Annotated in this window: 15 protein-coding genes; 1 reads left to right on the top strand and 14 read right to left on the bottom strand. The window is 72.1% G+C overall.

The genetic code is table 11. The annotated features are described in order from the left end of the window. Positions 1-22: 22 nt before the first annotated feature. Positions 23-1,189: a PrsW family intramembrane metalloprotease gene (locus WME79_RS09150; RefSeq protein WP_437534267.1), complete on the top strand. Its 1,167-nt coding sequence runs from the start codon at positions 23-25 to the stop codon at positions 1,187-1,189. 156 nt (positions 1,190-1,345) lie between these two features. Here the strand turns inward: WME79_RS09150 and dnaJ are convergent, their stop codons facing one another. From dnaJ to mraZ, 14 genes are all read right to left on the bottom strand, one after another. Continuing rightward, a complete protein-coding gene (gene dnaJ / locus WME79_RS09145; RefSeq protein ID WP_437534265.1) occupies positions 1,346-2,431 on the bottom strand; it encodes a molecular chaperone DnaJ in 1,086 nt (361 codons plus the stop codon). Positions 2,432-2,582: 151 nt separating this feature from the next. Beyond that, positions 2,583-3,851 (bottom strand): cell division protein FtsZ, encoded by a 1,269-nt coding sequence (gene ftsZ, locus WME79_RS09140; protein WP_437534263.1) that lies wholly within the window; start codon positions 3,849-3,851, stop codon positions 2,583-2,585. 245 nt (positions 3,852-4,096) lie between these two features. Continuing rightward, positions 4,097-5,419 carry a cell division protein FtsA gene (gene ftsA / locus WME79_RS09135; protein WP_437534261.1) on the bottom strand — a complete coding sequence of 441 codons (1,323 nt, stop codon included), beginning with the start codon at positions 5,417-5,419 and terminating at the stop codon, positions 4,097-4,099. 129 nt (positions 5,420-5,548) lie between these two features. Continuing rightward, positions 5,549-6,568, bottom strand: coding sequence for an FtsQ-type POTRA domain-containing protein (locus WME79_RS09130; RefSeq protein ID WP_437534258.1), 1,020 nt, complete (start codon positions 6,566-6,568; stop codon positions 5,549-5,551). Continuing rightward, on the bottom strand, positions 6,565-7,974 hold the full coding sequence (murC, locus tag WME79_RS09125; protein ID WP_437534257.1) for a UDP-N-acetylmuramate--L-alanine ligase: 1,410 nt from the start codon (positions 7,972-7,974) through the stop codon (positions 6,565-6,567). Before murC ends, WME79_RS09130 begins: the two co-directional genes overlap by 4 nt. Continuing rightward, positions 7,974-9,185: an undecaprenyldiphospho-muramoylpentapeptide beta-N-acetylglucosaminyltransferase gene (gene murG, locus WME79_RS09120; RefSeq protein ID WP_437534255.1), complete on the bottom strand. Its 1,212-nt coding sequence runs from the start codon at positions 9,183-9,185 to the stop codon at positions 7,974-7,976. Before murG ends, murC begins: the two co-directional genes overlap by 1 nt. Then, entirely contained in the window at positions 9,179-10,501 is a 1,323-nt protein-coding gene (gene ftsW, locus WME79_RS09115; RefSeq protein ID WP_437534253.1) for a putative lipid II flippase FtsW, read from the bottom strand. Before ftsW ends, murG begins: the two co-directional genes overlap by 7 nt. Further along, on the bottom strand, positions 10,501-11,871 hold the full coding sequence (gene murD / locus WME79_RS09110) for a UDP-N-acetylmuramoyl-L-alanine--D-glutamate ligase (RefSeq protein ID WP_437534252.1): 1,371 nt from the start codon (positions 11,869-11,871) through the stop codon (positions 10,501-10,503). Before murD ends, ftsW begins: the two co-directional genes overlap by 1 nt. 4 nt (positions 11,872-11,875) lie before the next feature. After that, positions 11,876-13,006 carry a phospho-N-acetylmuramoyl-pentapeptide-transferase gene (gene mraY / locus WME79_RS09105; protein WP_012234296.1) on the bottom strand — a complete coding sequence of 377 codons (1,131 nt, stop codon included), beginning with the start codon at positions 13,004-13,006 and terminating at the stop codon, positions 11,876-11,878. Then, the gene (locus tag WME79_RS09100; RefSeq protein WP_437534250.1) at positions 13,003-14,607 is read right to left on the bottom strand and encodes a UDP-N-acetylmuramoyl-L-alanyl-D-glutamate--2,6-diaminopimelate ligase; all 1,605 of its coding nucleotides are present in this window, start codon (positions 14,605-14,607) and stop codon (positions 13,003-13,005) included. Before WME79_RS09100 ends, mraY begins: the two co-directional genes overlap by 4 nt. Beyond that, the gene (locus tag WME79_RS09095; RefSeq protein WP_437534248.1) at positions 14,604-16,691 is read right to left on the bottom strand and encodes a penicillin-binding protein; all 2,088 of its coding nucleotides are present in this window, start codon (positions 16,689-16,691) and stop codon (positions 14,604-14,606) included. The genes WME79_RS09100 and WME79_RS09095 overlap by 4 nt, the downstream gene beginning before the upstream one ends. Further along, the gene (locus tag WME79_RS09090) at positions 16,688-17,041 is read right to left on the bottom strand and encodes a hypothetical protein (protein WP_437534247.1); all 354 of its coding nucleotides are present in this window, start codon (positions 17,039-17,041) and stop codon (positions 16,688-16,690) included. The genes WME79_RS09095 and WME79_RS09090 overlap by 4 nt, the downstream gene beginning before the upstream one ends. Beyond that, positions 17,038-17,961: a 16S rRNA (cytosine(1402)-N(4))-methyltransferase RsmH gene (rsmH, locus tag WME79_RS09085; RefSeq protein WP_437539805.1), complete on the bottom strand. Its 924-nt coding sequence runs from the start codon at positions 17,959-17,961 to the stop codon at positions 17,038-17,040. Before rsmH ends, WME79_RS09090 begins: the two co-directional genes overlap by 4 nt. A gap of 20 nt (positions 17,962-17,981) precedes the next feature. Continuing rightward, a complete protein-coding gene (mraZ, locus tag WME79_RS09080) occupies positions 17,982-18,440 on the bottom strand; it encodes a division/cell wall cluster transcriptional repressor MraZ (RefSeq protein WP_012234291.1) in 459 nt (152 codons plus the stop codon). Positions 18,441-18,444 lie beyond the last annotated feature (4 nt).

The raw sequence follows: 18,444 nt of genomic DNA, 5'->3' as shown, positions 1-18,444 counted from the left end.
CGCCGCCCCGCCCCTCGCGCCCATGAACGCCGCCGCCGCGCTCCTCTGGCTCGCCACCGTCGCCGCGCCGCTCGGAGGGCTGGCCGCGCTCCTTGTCTGGTCGCAGCGCCTCTATGGCAGGCGCCGGTTCGCGGTGGGGACCGCGCTGCTCGGCGCGCTCGCGTTCGTGCCGGCGCTGCTCATCGAGACCTTCCTCCAGCGCTGGCAAGGCCTCGACAAGTCCGCCAGCGCGCTCGACGCCGTCACGCTCGTCTACATCTTCGTGGTCACGGCGCCGCTCGAGCAGGGGCTCAAGGTGGCGGCGGTCGCGCCGATCGCGCGGCTGCGCGCCGTGGAGGAGCCGTTCGATGGGCTCGTGTACGCGGCTGCCGCGGCGCTCGGGTTCGTGTCGGCCCACAACGCCGTGTACCTGTGGGGCCGGCCGCTGGCGCCGCTCGACATCGCGCGGGCCCTCCTCGCCGTGCCGGCGCACCTCTTCTTCGCCTCGCTCTGGGGCTACGCGCTGGGCCGCGAGCGCACGCGGCCGCTGGGCGGCCGTCGCTTCAACGCCGCGTGGCTCGGCGCGATGGTGCTCAATGGCGCCTACGACTACATCGTCTTTGCGTGCCGCCCGGTCGCGCTCTTCATGGCGGCGCCGGTGCTCCTCGGCGCCGGCCTCGTGACCTTCCTCGCCGCCCGCGACCTGCTCCGCCGAGGCGCGTCGCCGCACAGCTCGCAGCGCAGGGAGCGCCGCTTCCTTCCGCGCATCGCTCCGCCGTCGCTCGGAACGTTGCGTGAGGCGCTCAGGCGCACCGAACGACCGGTGACGCTCACGTGGATCGCCTTCGGCGCGCTCGTCACGGTCGGGGTGATGACGACCGCGCTCGCGATCGCGATCGCGCTCGGCCACCGCTTCGGCGTCGACTTCGCTGCGGTGGACCGGGGCGACGCCTCGACCGCCGCGGCGGCGCCGCTCCTCTTGCTCGTCGCAGCGGCGATCGCCGCCTTCCCCTTCGCTGGTTATCTCGTCGCCCGGGCCTCGTCGACGGGCAGCGTCCTGGAGCCGGCCGCATCGGCGGCGCTCGCCATCCTGGGCTCTCTGGTGCTGCTCGGCCTCGCGGCCCCCGTCGCCGTCGTGTTCGCGGCCGCGCTCGCCCCCATCGCCTTCAGCCTCGCGTGCGCGGGCGCCTGGATCGGCACGACGCGCTGAACGCGGCGCAGACCCACGCCTGGCGCCAGATATCCTGCCAGTTCGCTGGGCGTGAGCGCCGCTCAGAGCCGCGACGAGCCCGCGCGCCCCCGACCTCGTCTCCGCGCAGCCCGCCCCACGCCGCTGCGCTGGCCGGAGCTCGAGCGACCAGCAGACCTATGCGGTCGCCGCCTTCGCCGCTGGCTGGTGCTTGGCTACCTCGTCCTGGAACCTGCGGAGCAGCTCCTGCGCTGCAGGCGACAGGTTCCGCGGCACCTCGACCTGGATGACCACCTGGAGCGCTCCGCGGCCGCGACCGTCGATCCGGGGCGCGCCCTTGCCCTTGACCGAGATCACCTCGCCGGGCTGCACGCCCGCCGGGACCTCAACGTCGACCACCGTGTCGTCCGGCAGGTCGATCTTGACCGTGCTGCCGAGCGCCGCGTCGGCGAAGGAGATGGGCGCCCGCGTGATGAGATCGAGCCCGTCGCGCTCGAAGCGCTCGTCCGCGGCAAGATCGACGTCGACGTACAGATCACCGGGCGGCGCGCCCTGGGCGCCTGGCATGCCCTGGCCCGGCACCCTGAGCCGCTGGCCGCCGTCGATGCCGGCCGGGAAATTGACGACGACCTTCCGCGTCTTCTCGACCGCCCCGAACCCCTTGCAGGTGGCGCAAGGCGTCTTGATGACCGACCCCTCGCCCGAGCATTCAGGGCACGTCTGGGTGAACATCACGAACCCACGCGAGGTCGAGACCTGCCCGGCGCCGCCACACGTACCGCACGGCTTGCGCTTGGTCCCTGGCTTCGCCCCCGAGCCGGAACAGTCGTCGCACGCCACCGGCGTCCGCAGGACGACCTCCCGCTTGCAGCCGAGCAAGGCGTCCCGCAGCGAGAGCCGCTGCTGCACCCGGATGTCCTGGCCCCGCGCGGGCCCGCGCCGCCGGCGCTGCCCGCCGCCGAAGCCGCCGAAGAACTCCGAGAAGATGTCCTGGAAGTGGGAGAAGATGTCGCCGTCGGCCGCGCCGCCGATCCCCTCGAGGCCGGCGTGCCCGAACTGGTCGTACCGCCTGCGCTTCTCCTCATCGGAGAGGACCTGGTACGCCTCGGTGGCCTCTTTGAAGCGGGCCTCCGCCGACGCATCGCCGGGGTTCCGGTCCGGATGGTTCTTCAACGCAGCCTGACGATAGGCCTTGCGAATGTCGTCAGGCGTCGCGTCTCGCGCGAGGCCAAGAACTTCGTAGAAGTCGCGCTTTTCACTCATGAATCGTGGACCGCCGCGTCGATCCTGCCCGACAGCGGGCACAGGCGCCGGCAGACCATAAGTCGTCGTGCGCGCCTGTCAACGCGTAATACAGCGTGAACGCTCGCGGTGGCTGCGCACCGGGAGTTCTTCCGCGCGGGCTGCGCTGCTGCTACTGGCCCCGGCGCTGGAACGCGGGCGTGTCCCAGTCGGAGTCGAGCGGAGGGACGAAGCTCGCGCGATCGCGCGGGCCGCCGCCCGCCGCCTGGACCTGCGGCGCGGGCCGGCGGGTGGTCGGATACGCGACCTCCTCGTGCCGGTGCGGCTGGCGCTGCGTCATGGGCATGGGAGGAGCGCTCGGGGCGGAGCGGCCCGACATCGGCCCGGCCGCCGCGGCCAGCGACGCTCCGATGGAGTGCGCGGTGGCGCGCGGCTGCGCGGCGCTCGCGAGCTGCTGCGGGACCTCGGCGACGAGGTGGTCGAAGCCGGTCGCGATGACCGTGACCTTGATCATCTCGCCCATGTTCTCGTCGATCGTCGCGCCGAAGATGATGTTCGCGTCCTCGTGCGCCTGCTCCTGCACGAGCGTCGCGGCCTCCTCGATCTCGCGCATCCGCATGTCGGGGCCGCCGACGATGTTGATGAGCACGCCGGTCGCGCCCTCGACCGAGATGTCGTCGAGCAGCGGCGAGCTGACGGCCATCTCGGCGGCGAGGCGAGCGCGGCCCTGCCCCTTCGCGCAGCCGGTGCCCATGAGCGCGCGGCCCATGTTCGACATCACCGTCTTCACGTCCGCGAAATCGACGTTCACGATCCCGTTCTGCGTGATGAGATCGCTGATGCCCTTGATCGCCTGATAGAGCACCTCGTCCGCCTTGCGGAACGCCTCGACGAACGAGAGGTCCTCGTCGCCCAGCGAGAGGAGCTTCTGGTTCGGGATCGTGATGAGCGTGTCGACGTGCTCCGCGAGCATCGCGAGGCCGAGCTCGGCGCGCCGCGAGCGCTGCTTGCCCTCGAAGAAGAACGGCTTCGTCACGACGCCGACGGTGAGGCAGCCCTCCTCGCGCGCGAGCTGCGCGATGACCGGCGCGGCGCCCGTGCCCGTGCCGCCGCCCATCCCCGCGGTGACGAACACCATGTCCGCGCCCTGGAGGCACTCCTTCACGCGCGTCACGTCCTCGAGCGCCGCCTTGCGGCCCTTCTCGGGATCGGCGCCCGCGCCGAGACCGCGCGTGACGCTCGCCCCGATGTGGAGCTTGGTCGGGGCGAGGCTCGATCCGAGCGCCTGGGCGTCGGTGTTGACGACGATGAACTCCACGCCCTCGAGGCCGAAGTTGATCATCGTGTTGACTGCATTGCCGCCAGAACCGCCACAACCGATGACCTTGATCCGGGCGTCGTACCCGGTGTGCTCGTCGGCAAACTCGATGGAGAAACTCATGAACTCCTCCCGGGGATGTACTGCTAGCCGCTCGGCCCGGCGCCGACCCCTACGGAGGTCGAGCGGCGCGGAACCCTCAGTGCGCGAGGACGTCCTCGCTCCGGACGGCATTCGGAGGGGCGCCTCTTCCCCTTCGAACACCGCGCTTCAAACCCTCTTGACTTCGCGTTCAAGAAGGAGCGCCGGTGCGCTATCGGACCCTCTCAAACCCAATTCTCTAACAACTTTCTCTTGCCACGTCATGCCTAGAATGCTGCTCGAAGCCAGTTCCAGAACCTCCCGCTCGACCTCTTTTCAATCGGCATTTCTTCGACGACATCTCGACGCAACTCGCGCTCGCGGAGCTTCTCGCGACGGATCTCCGCGCGTCCGGCGTGGCCGGCGTCGAGCGTCACCGGCGTGAGCGCGCGCGCCTGCGCGAGTGCGTTGGCGCCGTACTGAACGAGGCCCACGCCGGTCGCGTACTGCGGGCCGGCGACGAGCTGCGTGATGCCTCGCACGCCGACCGGCACGCCGAGGCGCACGGGCATCCCGAGGATCTCCTCGGCGAACTCTGTCATCCCTTCCATCAGGACGCCGCCGCCGGTGACCACCGCGCCGGCCGAGAGCTGCTCGAGCATCCCCGTGTCCTCGATCCGCTTGCGGATGACCGCGAAGATCTCCTCGACGCGCGGCTCGATGATGTCCGACAGGACGCGGCGCGCCGCCTTGCGCGGCAGGTGCCCGCCGACGCCGGGGACCTCGATCTCCTCCTCGTCGCCCACCATTCGGCCCAGGGCGCAGCCGGCGTTGCGCTTCAGCCGCTCGGCCTCGCCCATCGGCGTGCGCAGCCCGGCGGCGATGTCGGCCGTCACGTTGTTGCCGCCCGCCGGGATCACGCTGGCGTGCGCGATTCCGCCGTCCACGTAGAGGAGCAGGTCCGTCGTACCGCCGCCGATGTCGATGATGGCGACGCCGATCTCCTTCTCGTCCTCGGAGAGCACCGCCTCGGCGCTGGCGAGCGGCTCCAGCACCACGTCGGCCACGGTGAGGCCGCAGCGCTCCGCGCAGCGGACGACGTTCTGCACGCACGAGGTCGCGGCGGTGATCAGGTTCACCTTCACCCCGAGCCGGACGCCGCTCATTCCAACCGGGTCGCGGATGCCGTCCTGGTTGTCGACCGTGAACTCGCGCGGCAGGACGTGCAGGATCTGACGATCCGCGTCGACCGGGATGGCCCGCGCGCCCTCGAGGACGCGCTCGACGTCCTGCCGCGTGACCTCGCCGCCGGAGACCGCGGCGACGCCGTCAGATTGCTGGCAGCGGATGTGGCTGCCCGCGACGCCGGCATACACGGTGCGGATCTCGACGCCCGCCATCGTCTGGGCGGCCTCGATCGCCTCGGCGATCGAGCGCACCGTCCAGTCGATGTTGCTCACCACGCCCTTCCGCAGGCCGCGGCACGGGACGTTCCCCACCCCGAGGATGGTGATCCCATCAGCGTCGATCTCGCCAACGACCGCCGAGACCTTGGTCGTCCCGATGTCGAGTCCGACGACGATCTCAGTAGTCTCCATCCGGCTCTTCATTGCGTGCACCACCTCATGCGGGGACGAGCCCCATGCGCGTGTAAGGCGGGCACGACGCTGCCATGAGCCAGCAGCACCGGCCAAGTTTTGCTCGGCGATCGCCGGCGCGGAGAGCGGGCCCGACGGCGCTCATCTCATCCTCACCACGACGCGCTCGGGGTGCGCGTCGTTGTCGAGGAAGATCACCGACGCGTTCGCCTTTCGCTGGGCGAGCTCGGTGAGCACCCGCGACGCCTGGGCGACCTTGTCCCGGTAGGGTGGCTGCCCGAGGTGGAGCGAGATCGCCTCCTTTCCGATGGTGACGACGATCGACCCGTCCCGCTCGACGTGGAGCTCCTGGGTTGGATAGCGGCGCGCGACGCCCGCGCGCTCCAGGTCCTCGACCACGTCGAGCAAGCGCCGGACCGCGATGACGACGCCGGGGCGATCCCGCGCCACCTGTTCGCCGGTGATCCCCGTGACGATCGGGAGGTCGACGGGGTCGTCCCCGGCGACCTCCTTGAAGAGCTCGCCGTCGCGCGTCGCGAGGTAGAGATCGCCGCCGATCGCGACCAGGGCCTGCGCCTCCCGCTCGACGACGTCGACGTGGATCGTCGAGGGGAGCCTGCGCGTGACCGTCGCCTTCTCGATCCAGGGGTCGGTGGCGATCGAGGCGCCGGCGAGCTCGAGATCGAGCGTGAAGATGTTCTTGCCCACCTCGATGCCGCCGGAGCTGGCCACCTGCTCAGCGGACCGGCGCTGGACGCCGTCGACGAGCACCGTGCGCACGGCGAAGCGAGGGCTCGACACGATGTAGCGTCGCGCGCCCCACGCGACGGCGGTCGAGGCGACGAGCACGACAGCGGCGCCCGCGAGCAGCTGCAGCGCGCGGAGGTGGCGCGCGATCGGCCGTCGAGTGCGCGTCGCCGGGGGCGCGCCCTCGGCGGCCGACGGGCGGGGCGGGCGCACGGAGACGCTCGTCGCGGGCGGGGCCGGCGACTCGTGCGACGGCGGGGTCGACGCGCGCACGCGCTCGTTCTTCGGCGGCACCGCCGCCACGGGCTCGGGCTTCGAGCCGCGCGCGGAGGCCGCCCGGACCGACGGCGCCGCGGGCACCGAAGGCAGCGTGCGGCGACGGTTCGGCGGGGGCGCGCTGGGACGCTCGGTCATGAGCTGCCCTCCTGCGGCGGCGACTTCGCCTCGAGCCGCGCCTTGAGCCCCCGCACGCACGCGTTCACGTCGCCCGCGCCGAGCGCGATGACCACGTCGCCGGGCCGGGCGATCTTCTCGAGGGCCTCCGGGAGGTCGGCCTTGTCGGCGATGAAGCGCGCGTCATGGTGACCGTGCTCCCGGATCGACTGGACGAGGCGCTCCGCGGTGACGCCGGGGATCGGCGGCTCGCCCGCGGCGTAGATGTCCGTGACGAGCAGGACGTCGGCCTGGTTGAAGGCGCGCGTGAACTCGTCGAAGAGATCGCGGGTGCGGGTGTGCCGGTGCGGCTGGAAGGCCACGACGACGCGGTGATCCTCGCCGGGGAACGCCCGGCGGGCCGCGTCGATGGTGGCGCGGATCTCGGCCGGGTGGTGGCCGTAATCGTCGATCATCGTGATGCCGCCGATCGACCCGACGACGGTGAAGCGGCGAGCGACGCCGCCGAACGTGGCCAGCGCCTGCTTGGTGGCGTCGAGCGGCACCTCGAGCTCGTCCGCGACCGCGATCGTCGCGAGGCAGTTGAGGACGTTGTGCGCGCCCGGCATCTTCACCGTGAATCCGCCGAGCGGCTCCCCTCGGCGGTACGCGTTGAAGCTCGTCTCGAGGCCGCGGAACTGGATGCCGCGCGCCGAGTAGTCCGACTGCGGCGAGACGCCGTACGTGACGTGGCGGCGCGGGATGCGCGGGAGCAGATCCTGGACGTGAGGGTGGTCGAGGCAGAGCACGGCGAGCCCGTAGAACGGGACGCGCGCGGCGAACTCGACGAAGGCGTCCTTGATGCGCTCGTGCGTGCCGTAGTGATCGAGGTGCTCGGGGTCGATGTTGGTGACCACCGCGATCGTCGGGGTGAGCCGCAGGAACGATCCGTCGCTCTCGTCGGCCTCGGCGACGAGCAGGTCACCGGCGCCGAGCCGCGCGTTCGTGCCGAGCGCCGCCATCTTGCCGCCGACGACGACGGTGGGATCGAGGCCGGCGGCGCGCAGGACCGTGGCGACCAGGGAGGTCGTGGTGGTCTTGCCGTGCGAGCCCGCGATCGCGACGCCGTACTTCACGCGCATCAGCTCGGCGAGCATCTCCGCGCGACCGATCACCGGGGTGCCGAGCGCGCGCGCCTCGGTGAGCTCGGGGTTCTCGGGGCGGATGGCGCTCGAGTACACGACGACATCGACGCCGCGGACGTTCTCGGCGCGGTGGCCGATGTCGATCCGGACGCCGAGCGACGTGAGCCGCCGCGTCGTCGAGCTCTCCTTGAGATCCGAGCCGGAGACCTCGAACTCGAGCGAGCGCAGGATCTCGGCGAGGCCGCTCATCCCGACGCCCCCGATGCCGACGAAATGGACGTGGCGAACGCGACCGCGGAACATCAGCCTGCCTCCTCCCAGCCGAGGCCAGCGCCGAGCGGCGCGACCTGATTCGTCACGGCGCCGCGCTGCGCCTCGTCAGCGCGCCCCGCGCGCCCTCCGAGGGTGGGGAAGCGCAGCGCGCGGTGGCGCGGAGCCCGCGCGAGCTCGAGCAGATCGGCGGCGACGCGCGCCGCGGCGTCCCGCGTCGCGAAGGTCGCCGCCGCGTCCGCCATGCGGGCGCGGTGCGCCGGCGCAGCCGCGAGCCGGGCGATCTCGTCGGCGAGGCGCAGCTCGGTGGCGTCGCCCTGGGCGATCGCGACCGCGGCGGAGGCCCGCTCGAGGGATTGCGCGTTCCTCAGCTGGTGGTTGTCGGCCGCGAACGGGTAGGGAATCAGGATTGAAGGGCGCCCGACAGCGCAGAGCTCGGCGAGCGTCGACGCGCCCGCGCGGGCGATCACGACGTCGGCCGCGGCGAGCGCCTCCGCCACGTCGTCGATGAATGGGACGACGCGAGCGCGCCCCGCGAGGCCGAGCTCGGCGTAGAGCGACCGGACCGCGGCCTCGCGATCCCTGCCCGTCTGGTGCACCACCTCGAGGTCGACGCCGCGCTCGCGGCCTCGCGCGATCGCGCGGGGGACGACGTCGTTCAGCGCCAGCGCGCCCTGACTGCCGCCGAGCACCAGCAGGCGGAGCGCGCCCTCGCGCGGCGCGTACGGGGCGCGGGCGAAGGCGCGCCGAAGGGGAACGCCGAAGAGGCGCACGGTGCTCGGGCGCAGCGCGCGCGCCGTCTCCGGGAAGGCGACGTACGCGCGATCGACGATGGGCGAGAGCAGCCGGTTCGACAGCCCGAGCACGCTGTTCGGCTCCAGGATCGCGACCGGAACCCCGAGCGAGCGGGCCGCGAGGGAGACCGGCCCGCCGGCGTACCCGCCGAGCGAGAGCGCCACGCGGGCGTCGAGCCGCTCGACGAGCCGCCGCGCCTCCGGGAGGACGCTGCCCGCGCGGGCAGCGCCGCGTACGAAGCCGGAGAGGCCGCCCCCGCGCAGCGGCAGGACGTGGAGCAGCTCGAGGTCGTCGCCGCGCTCGCCCATCACGCGCACCTCGATGCCGCGCGCGGTGCCGACGTAGACGACGCGCGCGTCCGGCGCCGCGGCACGGACGGCGTCGCCCACGGCGATCATCGGGAAGACGTGGCCGCCGGTGCCGCCTCCGGCGATGAGCACGGTCACCATGTGCCGCCCTCCTCGGCCGACGCGGCGACCACGGCCGACGCGCTCGGCGCGTGCGGGATCGGCGCAGCGCCCGCCTCGCCGCGCTTCTCGGGGGCCACGACGGTCCGCGATCGGCTGATGCTGAGCAGGATGCCCGCGGCCGCGGCGTTCACGAGCAACGAGGAGCCGCCATAGCTGAGGAACGGCAGCGTGAGCCCCTTCGTGGGGAGGATCGCCATCGCGACGGCGAGGTTCGTCATCGCCTGCACCCCGAAGAGCGTCGCGATGCCGAACGCCATGAAGCTGCCGTAGTCGTCGGCCGCCTCGAGGGCGATCTTCACGCCCCGTGAGACGATGACGAGGTATGCGGCGCACAGGCCGAGGATGCCGACGAAGCCGAGCTCTTCGCCGACGATCGCGGACACGAAATCGGTGTGCGCCTCCGGCAGGTAGAGCACCTGCAGCCCTCGCCCGAGGCCGAGGCCGAAGAGCCCGCCCGAGCCGAAGCTCATGACCGACTGGAACGGCTGGTAGGCGAGGTCCGCGCGGTTGTTGTCCATGTCGATCCACGCGAGGTAGCGCGCGTAGCGGTAGCCGCTGAAGCGAACGAGCGCGGCGCCGGCGAGCGCCAGCAGCATCGAGAACGCGGCGATGTACGGGACGCGCGCGCCCGCCACGAACAGCAGCGTGAAGGTCAGGAAGAGCAGCACGACCGCGCTGCCGAAGTCGGGCTGCTTGAGGCAGAGGAGCATCAAGAGCCCGACGACGAGGAGGTGCGGGAGGAAGCCGACGGAGAACGACTTGATGCGCTCGGCCTTCTTCGACAGCGAGTAGGCGAGCCAGAGCACGATCCCGAGCTTCGCCACCTCGGCCGGCTGCACGTGGACCGGGCCGAGCGAGATCCAGCGGTAGGCGTTGCCGGCCTTGTGGCCGAGCCCCGCCACGCAGGCGACGAGCATCCCGGTGACGGTGATGAGCACCGGGTACGTGAGGACCTTGAGCCGGCGGTGATCGATGCGGCTCGTGATCCACATCGTGGCGATCGAGAGGACCGCGTAGACTGCCTGACGCTTGAGGAAGAACTGCGCGTCCTTGTAGCGGACCGTCGCCTCGACGGCGCTCGCGCTGTAGACCATCACCACGCCGAAGCCGATGAGCGCCGTGACGACCGCCGCGAGGAAGGCGTCGACCGGCCCCGACGGGCTCGATCGCACCTTCCAGAAGGCCTCGGCGGCCGCCGCGATCCCGCCCGGCGCCGCCTTCTCCTGGTCCGGGGGACCGACGTGCCGGTTCTTGGGTGCATCGGCGCGCGCGCCGAACGCGCTGCTCCACGACATCACGACGCCACCTCCCCGGCGGCCCCGCCGGCAGCTCCCCGGAGCTCGCGGACCGCGCGGACGAAGGCGTCGCCGCGGTCCTTGTAGTCGCGGAACATATCGAAGCTGGAGCACGCGGGGCTGAGCAGCACCGCGTCGCCCGGCCGGGCGAGGGAGCGCGCGGCGAGGACCGCCTCCACCATCGAGCCCGCCCGCGCGATCGGCAGGACGCCGGCGGCTGCAGCGGCGATGCGGTCCGCGGCCTCGCCGAGGACGACGAGGGCGCGCCCCCGCTCGCGCAGCGCGGACACGAGCGGGGCGTAGTCGCCAAGCTTGTCGCGCCCGCCCGCGATCAGGACGGCCTTCGCCTCGCGCAGGCCAGAGAGCGCGGCGACGGAGGCGCCGACGTTGGTCCCCTTCGAGTCGTCGTAATAGCGGACCCCGTCGACGTCCGCGACGAGCGCGGTCCGGTGCGCGAGCCCCTCGAAGCTCGAGAGCGCGTCGCCGATCGCCACCGCGGGAGCGCCGAGCGCGGCGGCGAGCGCGACGGAGGCGCAGGCGTTCGCGAGGTTGTGCGCGCCCGTGAGCCGCACGTGATCCAGCGGGTAGCGGGCGCCGGCGACGCGATCGACGATCGCGTCCCCCGCGGCGCTCACGTCCGCGCGGGCGTCGCGCGCGCTGAACGTCACGACGCGGGCGCGCCCGCGCGCCGCCTGGCGGGCGACGAGCTCGTCGCCGAAGGGGACGACCGCGACATCGTCGGGCGTCATGCGCTCGAACGGGTTGCCCTTCGCGTCGGCGTACGCCGCGAAGCTCGGGTAGCGGTCGAGGTGATCGTCCGTGATGTTCAGCAGCGCGTGGGCGCGCGCGTGCAGCGTCGGCACGCGCTCCGCCTGGAAGCTCGAGATCTCGAGGACGAGGACGTCCCACGCCTGGTCGACGACCTCGGCGAGGGGGATCCCGAAATTGCCGCCGACGAACGTGCGGAGGCCGGCCCGATCGAGCATCGCGCCGGTGAGCGCCGTCGTCGTGCTCTTGCCGTTGGTCCCGCCGACGAGCACGACGGGCGCCGAAACGAAGCGCGACGCGAGCTCGAGCTCGCCGATGACCTCGCGCCCGGAGCGAGCGACGGCGTCAAGCGCGGGGAACGACGGCACGCCCGGTGAGACGACCACGAGGTCGGCGCCGTCGAACAGCGCCGGATCGTGCCCGCCCGGCGCGAGGACGACCCCCTCGCCCTCGAGGGCCGCGGCCGCGGCGGAGAGCCGCTCGCGCGGCGCGCCGTCGTTCGCGATCACGCGCGCGCCGCGCGCGTTCAGGAGGCGCGCGGCCGCGACGCCGCTCCGGCCGAGCCCCACGACGATCACTGTTCGCCCGCGGACGTCCATCATGCCCTCACCGCAGCTTCATCGACGCCAGGGAGACCAGCGCCAGGAGGATGGAGATGATCCAGAAGCGGACGATGATCTTGGGCTCCGCCCACCCCTTCTTCTCGTAGTGGTGGTGGATCGGCGCCATCAAGAAGACGCGCTTGCCGGTGAGCTTGAACGAGAGGACCTGCGTGATGACGCTGACCGTCTCGATGAAGAAGATCCCCCCGAGGATGATCGACAGGAGCTCGTTCTTGGTGAAGACGGCGAGCATCCCGAGCCCGCCTCCTAGGGCGAGCGACCCGACGTCCCCCATGAAGACCTGGGCGGGGTACGTGTTGTACCAAAGGAAGCCGATCCCCGCGCCGATGACCGAGCCGCAGTACACCGACAGCTCGCCGGCCGACGCGATCGCCGGGATGTCGAGGTAGGTCGCGAGCGAGAAGCTCGCGATGGAGGCGCCGACGATGTACGCGAGGATGAGGTAGGTCCCCGCGTTGATGATCACCGGGCCGATCGCGAGGCCGTCGAGGCCGTCGGTGAGGTTCACGGCGTTCGACGTCGCGACCACGACGAAGACGGCGAACGGGATGTAGACGTAGAGCGGCAGCTCGATCGGGTACTTCGAGAACGCGACGAACGGGATCGCGAGCCGCGTCCTGATCTCCGCCCAGTCCGGCGGGAGCTTGGACGCGAGCAGGAACGTGTAGGCCACGGCCGCGCCGCCGATGAGCACCTGGCCGATGAGCTTGTAGCGCCCGGGCAGGCCGCCGCTGTTCCGCCGCTTGATCTTGAGGAAGTCGTCCAGGTAGCCGATGACGCCGTAGCCCGCGGTGACGGCCGTCGTCGCGAGGACGAAGGGGTTCCTGAGGTCGGCCCACAGCACGGTGGGGAGCAGCAGCGAGAGCAGGATGAGCGCGCCGCCCATCGTCGGCGTGCCCGCCTTGATCTTGTGCGTCTCCGGCCCCTCGGCGCGGACCACCTGCCCGATCTGCTTGCGCCGGAGCTCGCGGATGAACCACGGCGCGAGCACGAACGTCAGCACCATGGCGGTGATCGTCGCCATGATCGTGCGGAACGGGATGTAGCGGAGGACGTTGAGCCAGCTCAGCCAGCCGTAGTGGAACTTGAGCGGGTAGAAGAGCTCGTAGATCACCCCGCACCTCCGTGCGACGGCTGCTCGCCGAGGGCGCGCGCGCGGCGTGCGGCGAGCGCGCGCCGCGCCTCGTCGCGATCGTCGAACGGCAGCGTGACGCCGCCGATGATCTGGTACGGCTCGTGGCCCTTGCCGGCGATGAGGACCACGTCCCCCGGCTCGGCGTCGAGCACCGCGCGCTCGATCGCGCGCGCCCGATCGAGCTCGACGACGACGCGCGCGCGCCCGGCGGCGAGCCCCGGCAGGATGGCGTCGGCGATCGCGCGCGGGTCCTCGCTCCGCGGGTTGTCGTTCGTGACGATGGCGACGTCGGCGGCGCGGCCGACCGCCTCGCCCATCTGCGGCCGCTTCAGCGGATCGCGGTCGCCGCCACACCCGAAGACGCAGAGGATGCGCCCGCCGCCGAGGGCGCGGACGCTCGCGAGCACGCGGGCGAGCGCGTCCGGCGTGTGCGCGTAGTCGACGAGCACGATCACATCGTCGGCGCCCGGGGTATCGCAGCGCTCCAGGCGGCCCGCGACCTGGATCGGAGACGAGAGCGCCGCGGCGGCGTCACCGACGTCGAACCCGAGCAGGTAGGCCACGGCGAGGGCGGCGAGCAGGTTCGACGCGTTGTGCGCGCCGAGCAGGTGGGAGCGGATGGTGACCTCGCCGGCGGGCGTGCGGGCGCGGATGAACGTGCCGCTCGCGCTGTGCGCGAGCTCGACGGGGGCGATCTCCGCGGCGTCCGGTCCCGCGCCCACCTCCGCCGAGTAGCGCGCGAGCGTGGCCGCGGTCGGGCGCGAGAGCCCGCCAGGGGCGAGCATCTCGACGAGCTGCCGCCCGAAGGGATCGTCGACGTTGATGACCGCGGCGCCGGGGCCGAGATCCACGAACAGGCGCGCCTTCGCCGCCGCGTACGCCTCCATCGTGCCGTGGTAGTCGAGGTGATCCTGCGTGAGGTTCGTGAAGACGGCGATCCGGAACCGGACCGCGTCGACGCGCTTCGCCGCGAGCGCGATCGACGACACCTCCATCACGAGGTGCGTCGCGCCGCGGGCGACCATCGCGGCGGCGACGCGCGCGAGCTCGTCCGCCTCGGGGCTCGTGTGCGAGGCGTGGACATCGAGATCGCCGAAGCGGTAACCGAGCGTCCCGACGATCCCGGCCTGGCCGCCGCACCGGTCGATGCAGGCCTGGACGAGGTGAGCCGTCGTCGTCTTGCCGTTCGTACCGGTGATGCCGACGACCTCGAGCGTGAAGGTCGGGTGTCCGTAGACCACGGCGGCAGCCTGGGCGAGCGCGAGCGGCACGTCGGGGACCTCGACGCGCGCGGCGCCGAGCGTGTCGGCCGCGCTCCCGCGGGCGACGATCACAGCCTGCGCGCCGCGCTCGATGGCCTCGGGGATGAAGCGCTCGCCGTGCGCCCGCGCGCCCGCGCGCGCGACGAAGATGTCCCCCTGCTCCACCTTGCGCGAGTCGAGGTGCACGCCCGTCACGACCATGTCCGCGGCGCCCGCCGGAGAGAGCGCGGCGCCCGGGATCTCGCGCAGCACGTCGCCGAGGCGGAGCGCGAGCTCGACCTCGGCCAGGCTGGCTTCCTTGTGATCGTGCTCCGTCATGTGGGGGGCTCGAAGATGAGCTTCAGGGGCGATCCCTTGGGCAGCACGGTCCCGGGCGGAGGCTCCTGGCGCGCGAGCCGCCCCGTGCCCTCGACGCTCGGATCGAGCCCGAGCGCCGCGGCGCTCTTCACGGCCTCGCGCTGCGGCAGCCCTGTCAGATCGGGGACGCGCAGCTCCCCCGCCTTGAGCGGCGCGGACGGCGTGACCACCCCCGTCGAGATCGGCGCGGCCGCGGCGCGCGCCTCGCTCAGCACCTGGTAGGTGCTCGCCGCGAGGTCCTCCCCGGACTGCTCGCTGATCTCCGACAGCTTCATCGGCACGCTCCCGCGCGGGGTAACGCCCAGGTAGCGCAGCGCCATCTCACCGACCCGACGGAAGACGGGCGCCGCGACCGAACCACCGGCGTACGTGCCGCCCATCGGCTCATCGAGCACCACCGCGATGGCGATCCGAGGCCTCTCGGCCGGGACGAACCCGACGAACGACGCCACGTAGTGGGTGTCCGTGTACTTGCCCGTCGCGGGATCGATCTTCTGCGCGGTGGCCGTCTTCCCCGCGACGCGGAACCCAGGGATCGCAGCCTCGACGCCGGTCCCGTCCCCCTCCGTCACCGCGACGAGCATCTCCGACATCATCCGCGCGATCGGCGCCGGCACCGTGTCGCGGCGCACGCGCGGCGACGCCTCCGACAGCGTGACGCCCGTGCCGTCGGTGACCCGCTTGATCAGGATCGGCTCGAGCAGCCGCCCGTGGTTGGCGATCGACGCCGACGCCATCGCGAGCTGGAGCGTGGTCACGCTGATCCCCTGCCCGAACGCGGCAGCCGCCGTCTCGACCTGGACCCAGGGGCGTCCGCGCGGCCGCAGCACGCCCACGGACTCGCCCGGCAGCGGCACGCCGGTCAGGTCTCCGAAGCCGAACCGCCGGAAGCCCTCGTAGAGCCGCTGCTCGCCGAGCCCGAGCGCGATCTTCGCCGTGCCGATGTTGGACGACTGGGCGAGGATCTGCGGCAACGTCAGCCACTTGTGGATGTGCGTGTCGTGGATCACGACGTTGTCGATCGCCATGTTCCCCTCCTCGCAGTAGATGGTCGCGCTGGGGGAGACGCTCTTCGCGGCGATCGCGCTCGCGATGGCGAACACCTTCATCGTGGAGCCGGGCTCGAAGCGATCGACGACGCAGCGGTTGCGCCGCGCCCCCGGATCGCTCTGCGAGTAGTCGTTCGGGTTGAAGCCCGGAGCGCTCGCCATCGCGAGGATCTCGCCGCTCTCCGGATCGACGACCACGATCGATCCGCCGAGCGCCTCGTAGGTCTTCATCGCCGCCTCGAGCTCGCGCTCGGCGGTGAACTGGATGCCCTTGTCGATCGTCAGGTGGACGTTGTGCCCGGCGAGCGCCTGCTCGTCCTCGATCCCCTCCGAGAAGATGAGCCGGCCCGATCGATCGCGGAGCCCGCGCACCTCGGACGCGTTGCCGCGGAGCTCGTGCTCCAGGCTGAGCTCGATCCCCTCCTTGCCTTCGCCGTCGGTGGCGACAAAGCCGAGCAGCGGGCCGGCGAGCTCGCGGTTCGGGTAGAAGCGGCGCCCCTCGCCCTCGATCACGAGCCCGCGCACCGGATAGCGCTGCGTCCTGTCCCCGAGCGCGCGGACGTTCTCGACCTCCTGCTCGGAGATGCGGCGCTTGAGCCAGGCGAAGCGGCGCCGCCGGCTGAGCTTCTCCACGACCTCCTCGAGCGGCAGCGAGAGCGCCTGCGCGATGCGCTCGGCATACTGCTGGATCCGCATCGGGACGTACTTCTCCTCGATGCCGCGGAGCATCTCGACCGCGTCCACGGAGACGCTGGGCACCTCCACGCTCTCCGCGAGCGGCGCGCCGTTCCTGTCGTAGATGGTGCCGCGCTTCGGCGTGATGTGGAGCCGCCGCTGGCGCTGCCGCTCGGCGAGGTCGTACCACGCGTCCCCGTCCTCGACCTCGATGCGGTAGGCGCCGGACACGACGCCGCCCAGGCCGAGCGCCATGAGGCCGCAGAGCAGCCCCATGCGGATGCGGATCCACCGCGCGCGCCGGGGATCGAGGTTCTTCACGGCTGCCCTCCGCTCGGCGGCGCGCTGCCGGACTCCTCGCCCTCGGGCTCGCGCTCGCCGGGCGGCGCCGAGTAGCCCCGCACCGGGATCACGCGCTCGGGCGGGGGCGGCGTCATGCCGAGCAGCGAGCGGGCGACCATCTCCACGCGCTGCGGCGTCTCGTAGCTGGCCGCCTCGAGCGAGAGCACCCGCTTGACCTCACGCAGCCGCGCCTGCTCGGCGCGCGCTCGCCCGAGCTTGTACCCCAGGTCGACCGTGCGCCCTCGCAGCGCGAGGTGCACGACGAACGCCGCCACCGTCGCGGCCACCGCGAGCGTCCACAGAATGAGGAACGGACGCTGCTGCGTCACGCGAGCGCCTCCGCCCAGCCCACGCGCCTCGCGGCGCGGAGCTTTGCGCTGCGGGCCCTCGGGTTGTCGGCGACCTCGTCGTCGGCCGCGGTCACCGGCTTCTTCGTCAGCGGCTCCCAGACCTCCGGCTCGCGCAGCGCGCGCTTGACGATGCGGTCCTCCAGCGAGTGGAACGAGATCACGGCGAGCACGCCGCCCGGCGCGATGATCCTGGGCGCCGCCTCGAGCAGCGCCTCGAGCTGGTCGAGCTCACCGTTCACCGCGATGCGCAGCGCCTGGAACGTGCGCGTCGCCGGATCGACGCCGCCGATGCGCGCCGGCCCGACCGCGCGCACCACGGCGCGCCGCAGGTCGAGCGTCGTCTCGAGCTCGCCGCTGTCGGCCGCCTGCTTGATGCAACGCGCGACCCTCCGGCTGCGGCGCTCCTCGCCGTAGCGGTAGATGAGATCCGCGAGCTCCTCGTCGCTGAGCCGCTCGATGAGCTCGAGCGCCGTCTCGCCGCGGCTCGGGTCCATCCGCATGTCGAGCGGCCCCTCCGCGCGGAAGCTCATGCCGCGGGCCGGGTCGTCGAGCTGCATGGAGCTCACGCCGATGTCGGCCACGAGGCCGTCCACCTGCGGGACGCCGAGGGCCGCGAGGTGCCGCTCGATCTCGGAGAACTCGCCGTGAACGTAGGTCACCCGATCCCCCGCGCGGGCGAGCCGGGCGCGCGCGATGGCGAGGGCGCGCTCGTCGCGATCGATCCCGATGACCCGGGCGCCCGGCGTCTCGAGGATCGTCGCGGTGTGGCCGCCGGCGCCGAGGGTGGCGTCGACGTAGACGCCCTCGCTGACCGGTGAGAGCGCGGCGAGCACCTCGCGGCCGAGGACGGAGACGTGCTGCTCGCCACGCGGGCGCGGCGGCGGAGGAGGCAGGTGCATGGGGACTACATTGACGACGTTCATAGGCGGAACTGCTCCGCGATTGCGTTCTTGAAGCTCTGAAGCTCGACCTCGCTCATCTGCTGAGCGGCCTTCCACCGTTCCTGTGACCAGAGCTCGATCGTCTGGCCCATGCCCGCCCACAGCACGTCCTTCGTGAGGTCCGCGTGCTCGCGGAGGGACGGCGGAATGAGGATCCGGCCTTGCTTGTCAAGGTCACACTCGACGGCCGCGGACAGGTAACGGCGCCGGAAGGCGACCACGTTCGAGTCAAATTGCGGAAGTGCTGCAATTTTCGCCTCCAGCTCTTCCCAGGCCTTCATCGGGTACGCGTGCAGGCAGGGGTCGAAGAGGGCCGGGGTGATGACCATCCGCAGGTCGTTCGCGGCCGCGAGCACGTCGCGAAAGCGCGAAGGGAGGCTCGTGCGCCCCTTCGCGTCGATCGCGTGCTCGAAGTGACCGCGAAACATCGTGCTCATCGAC

It is taken from the genome of Sorangium sp. So ce726, from assembly GCF_051521405.1.
Taxonomy (GTDB): Bacteria; Myxococcota_A; Polyangia; order Polyangiales; family Polyangiaceae; genus Sorangium.
The sequence above is the reverse complement of the archived record's forward strand: the minus strand, read 5'-3'. Positions and strand labels throughout refer to the sequence as shown.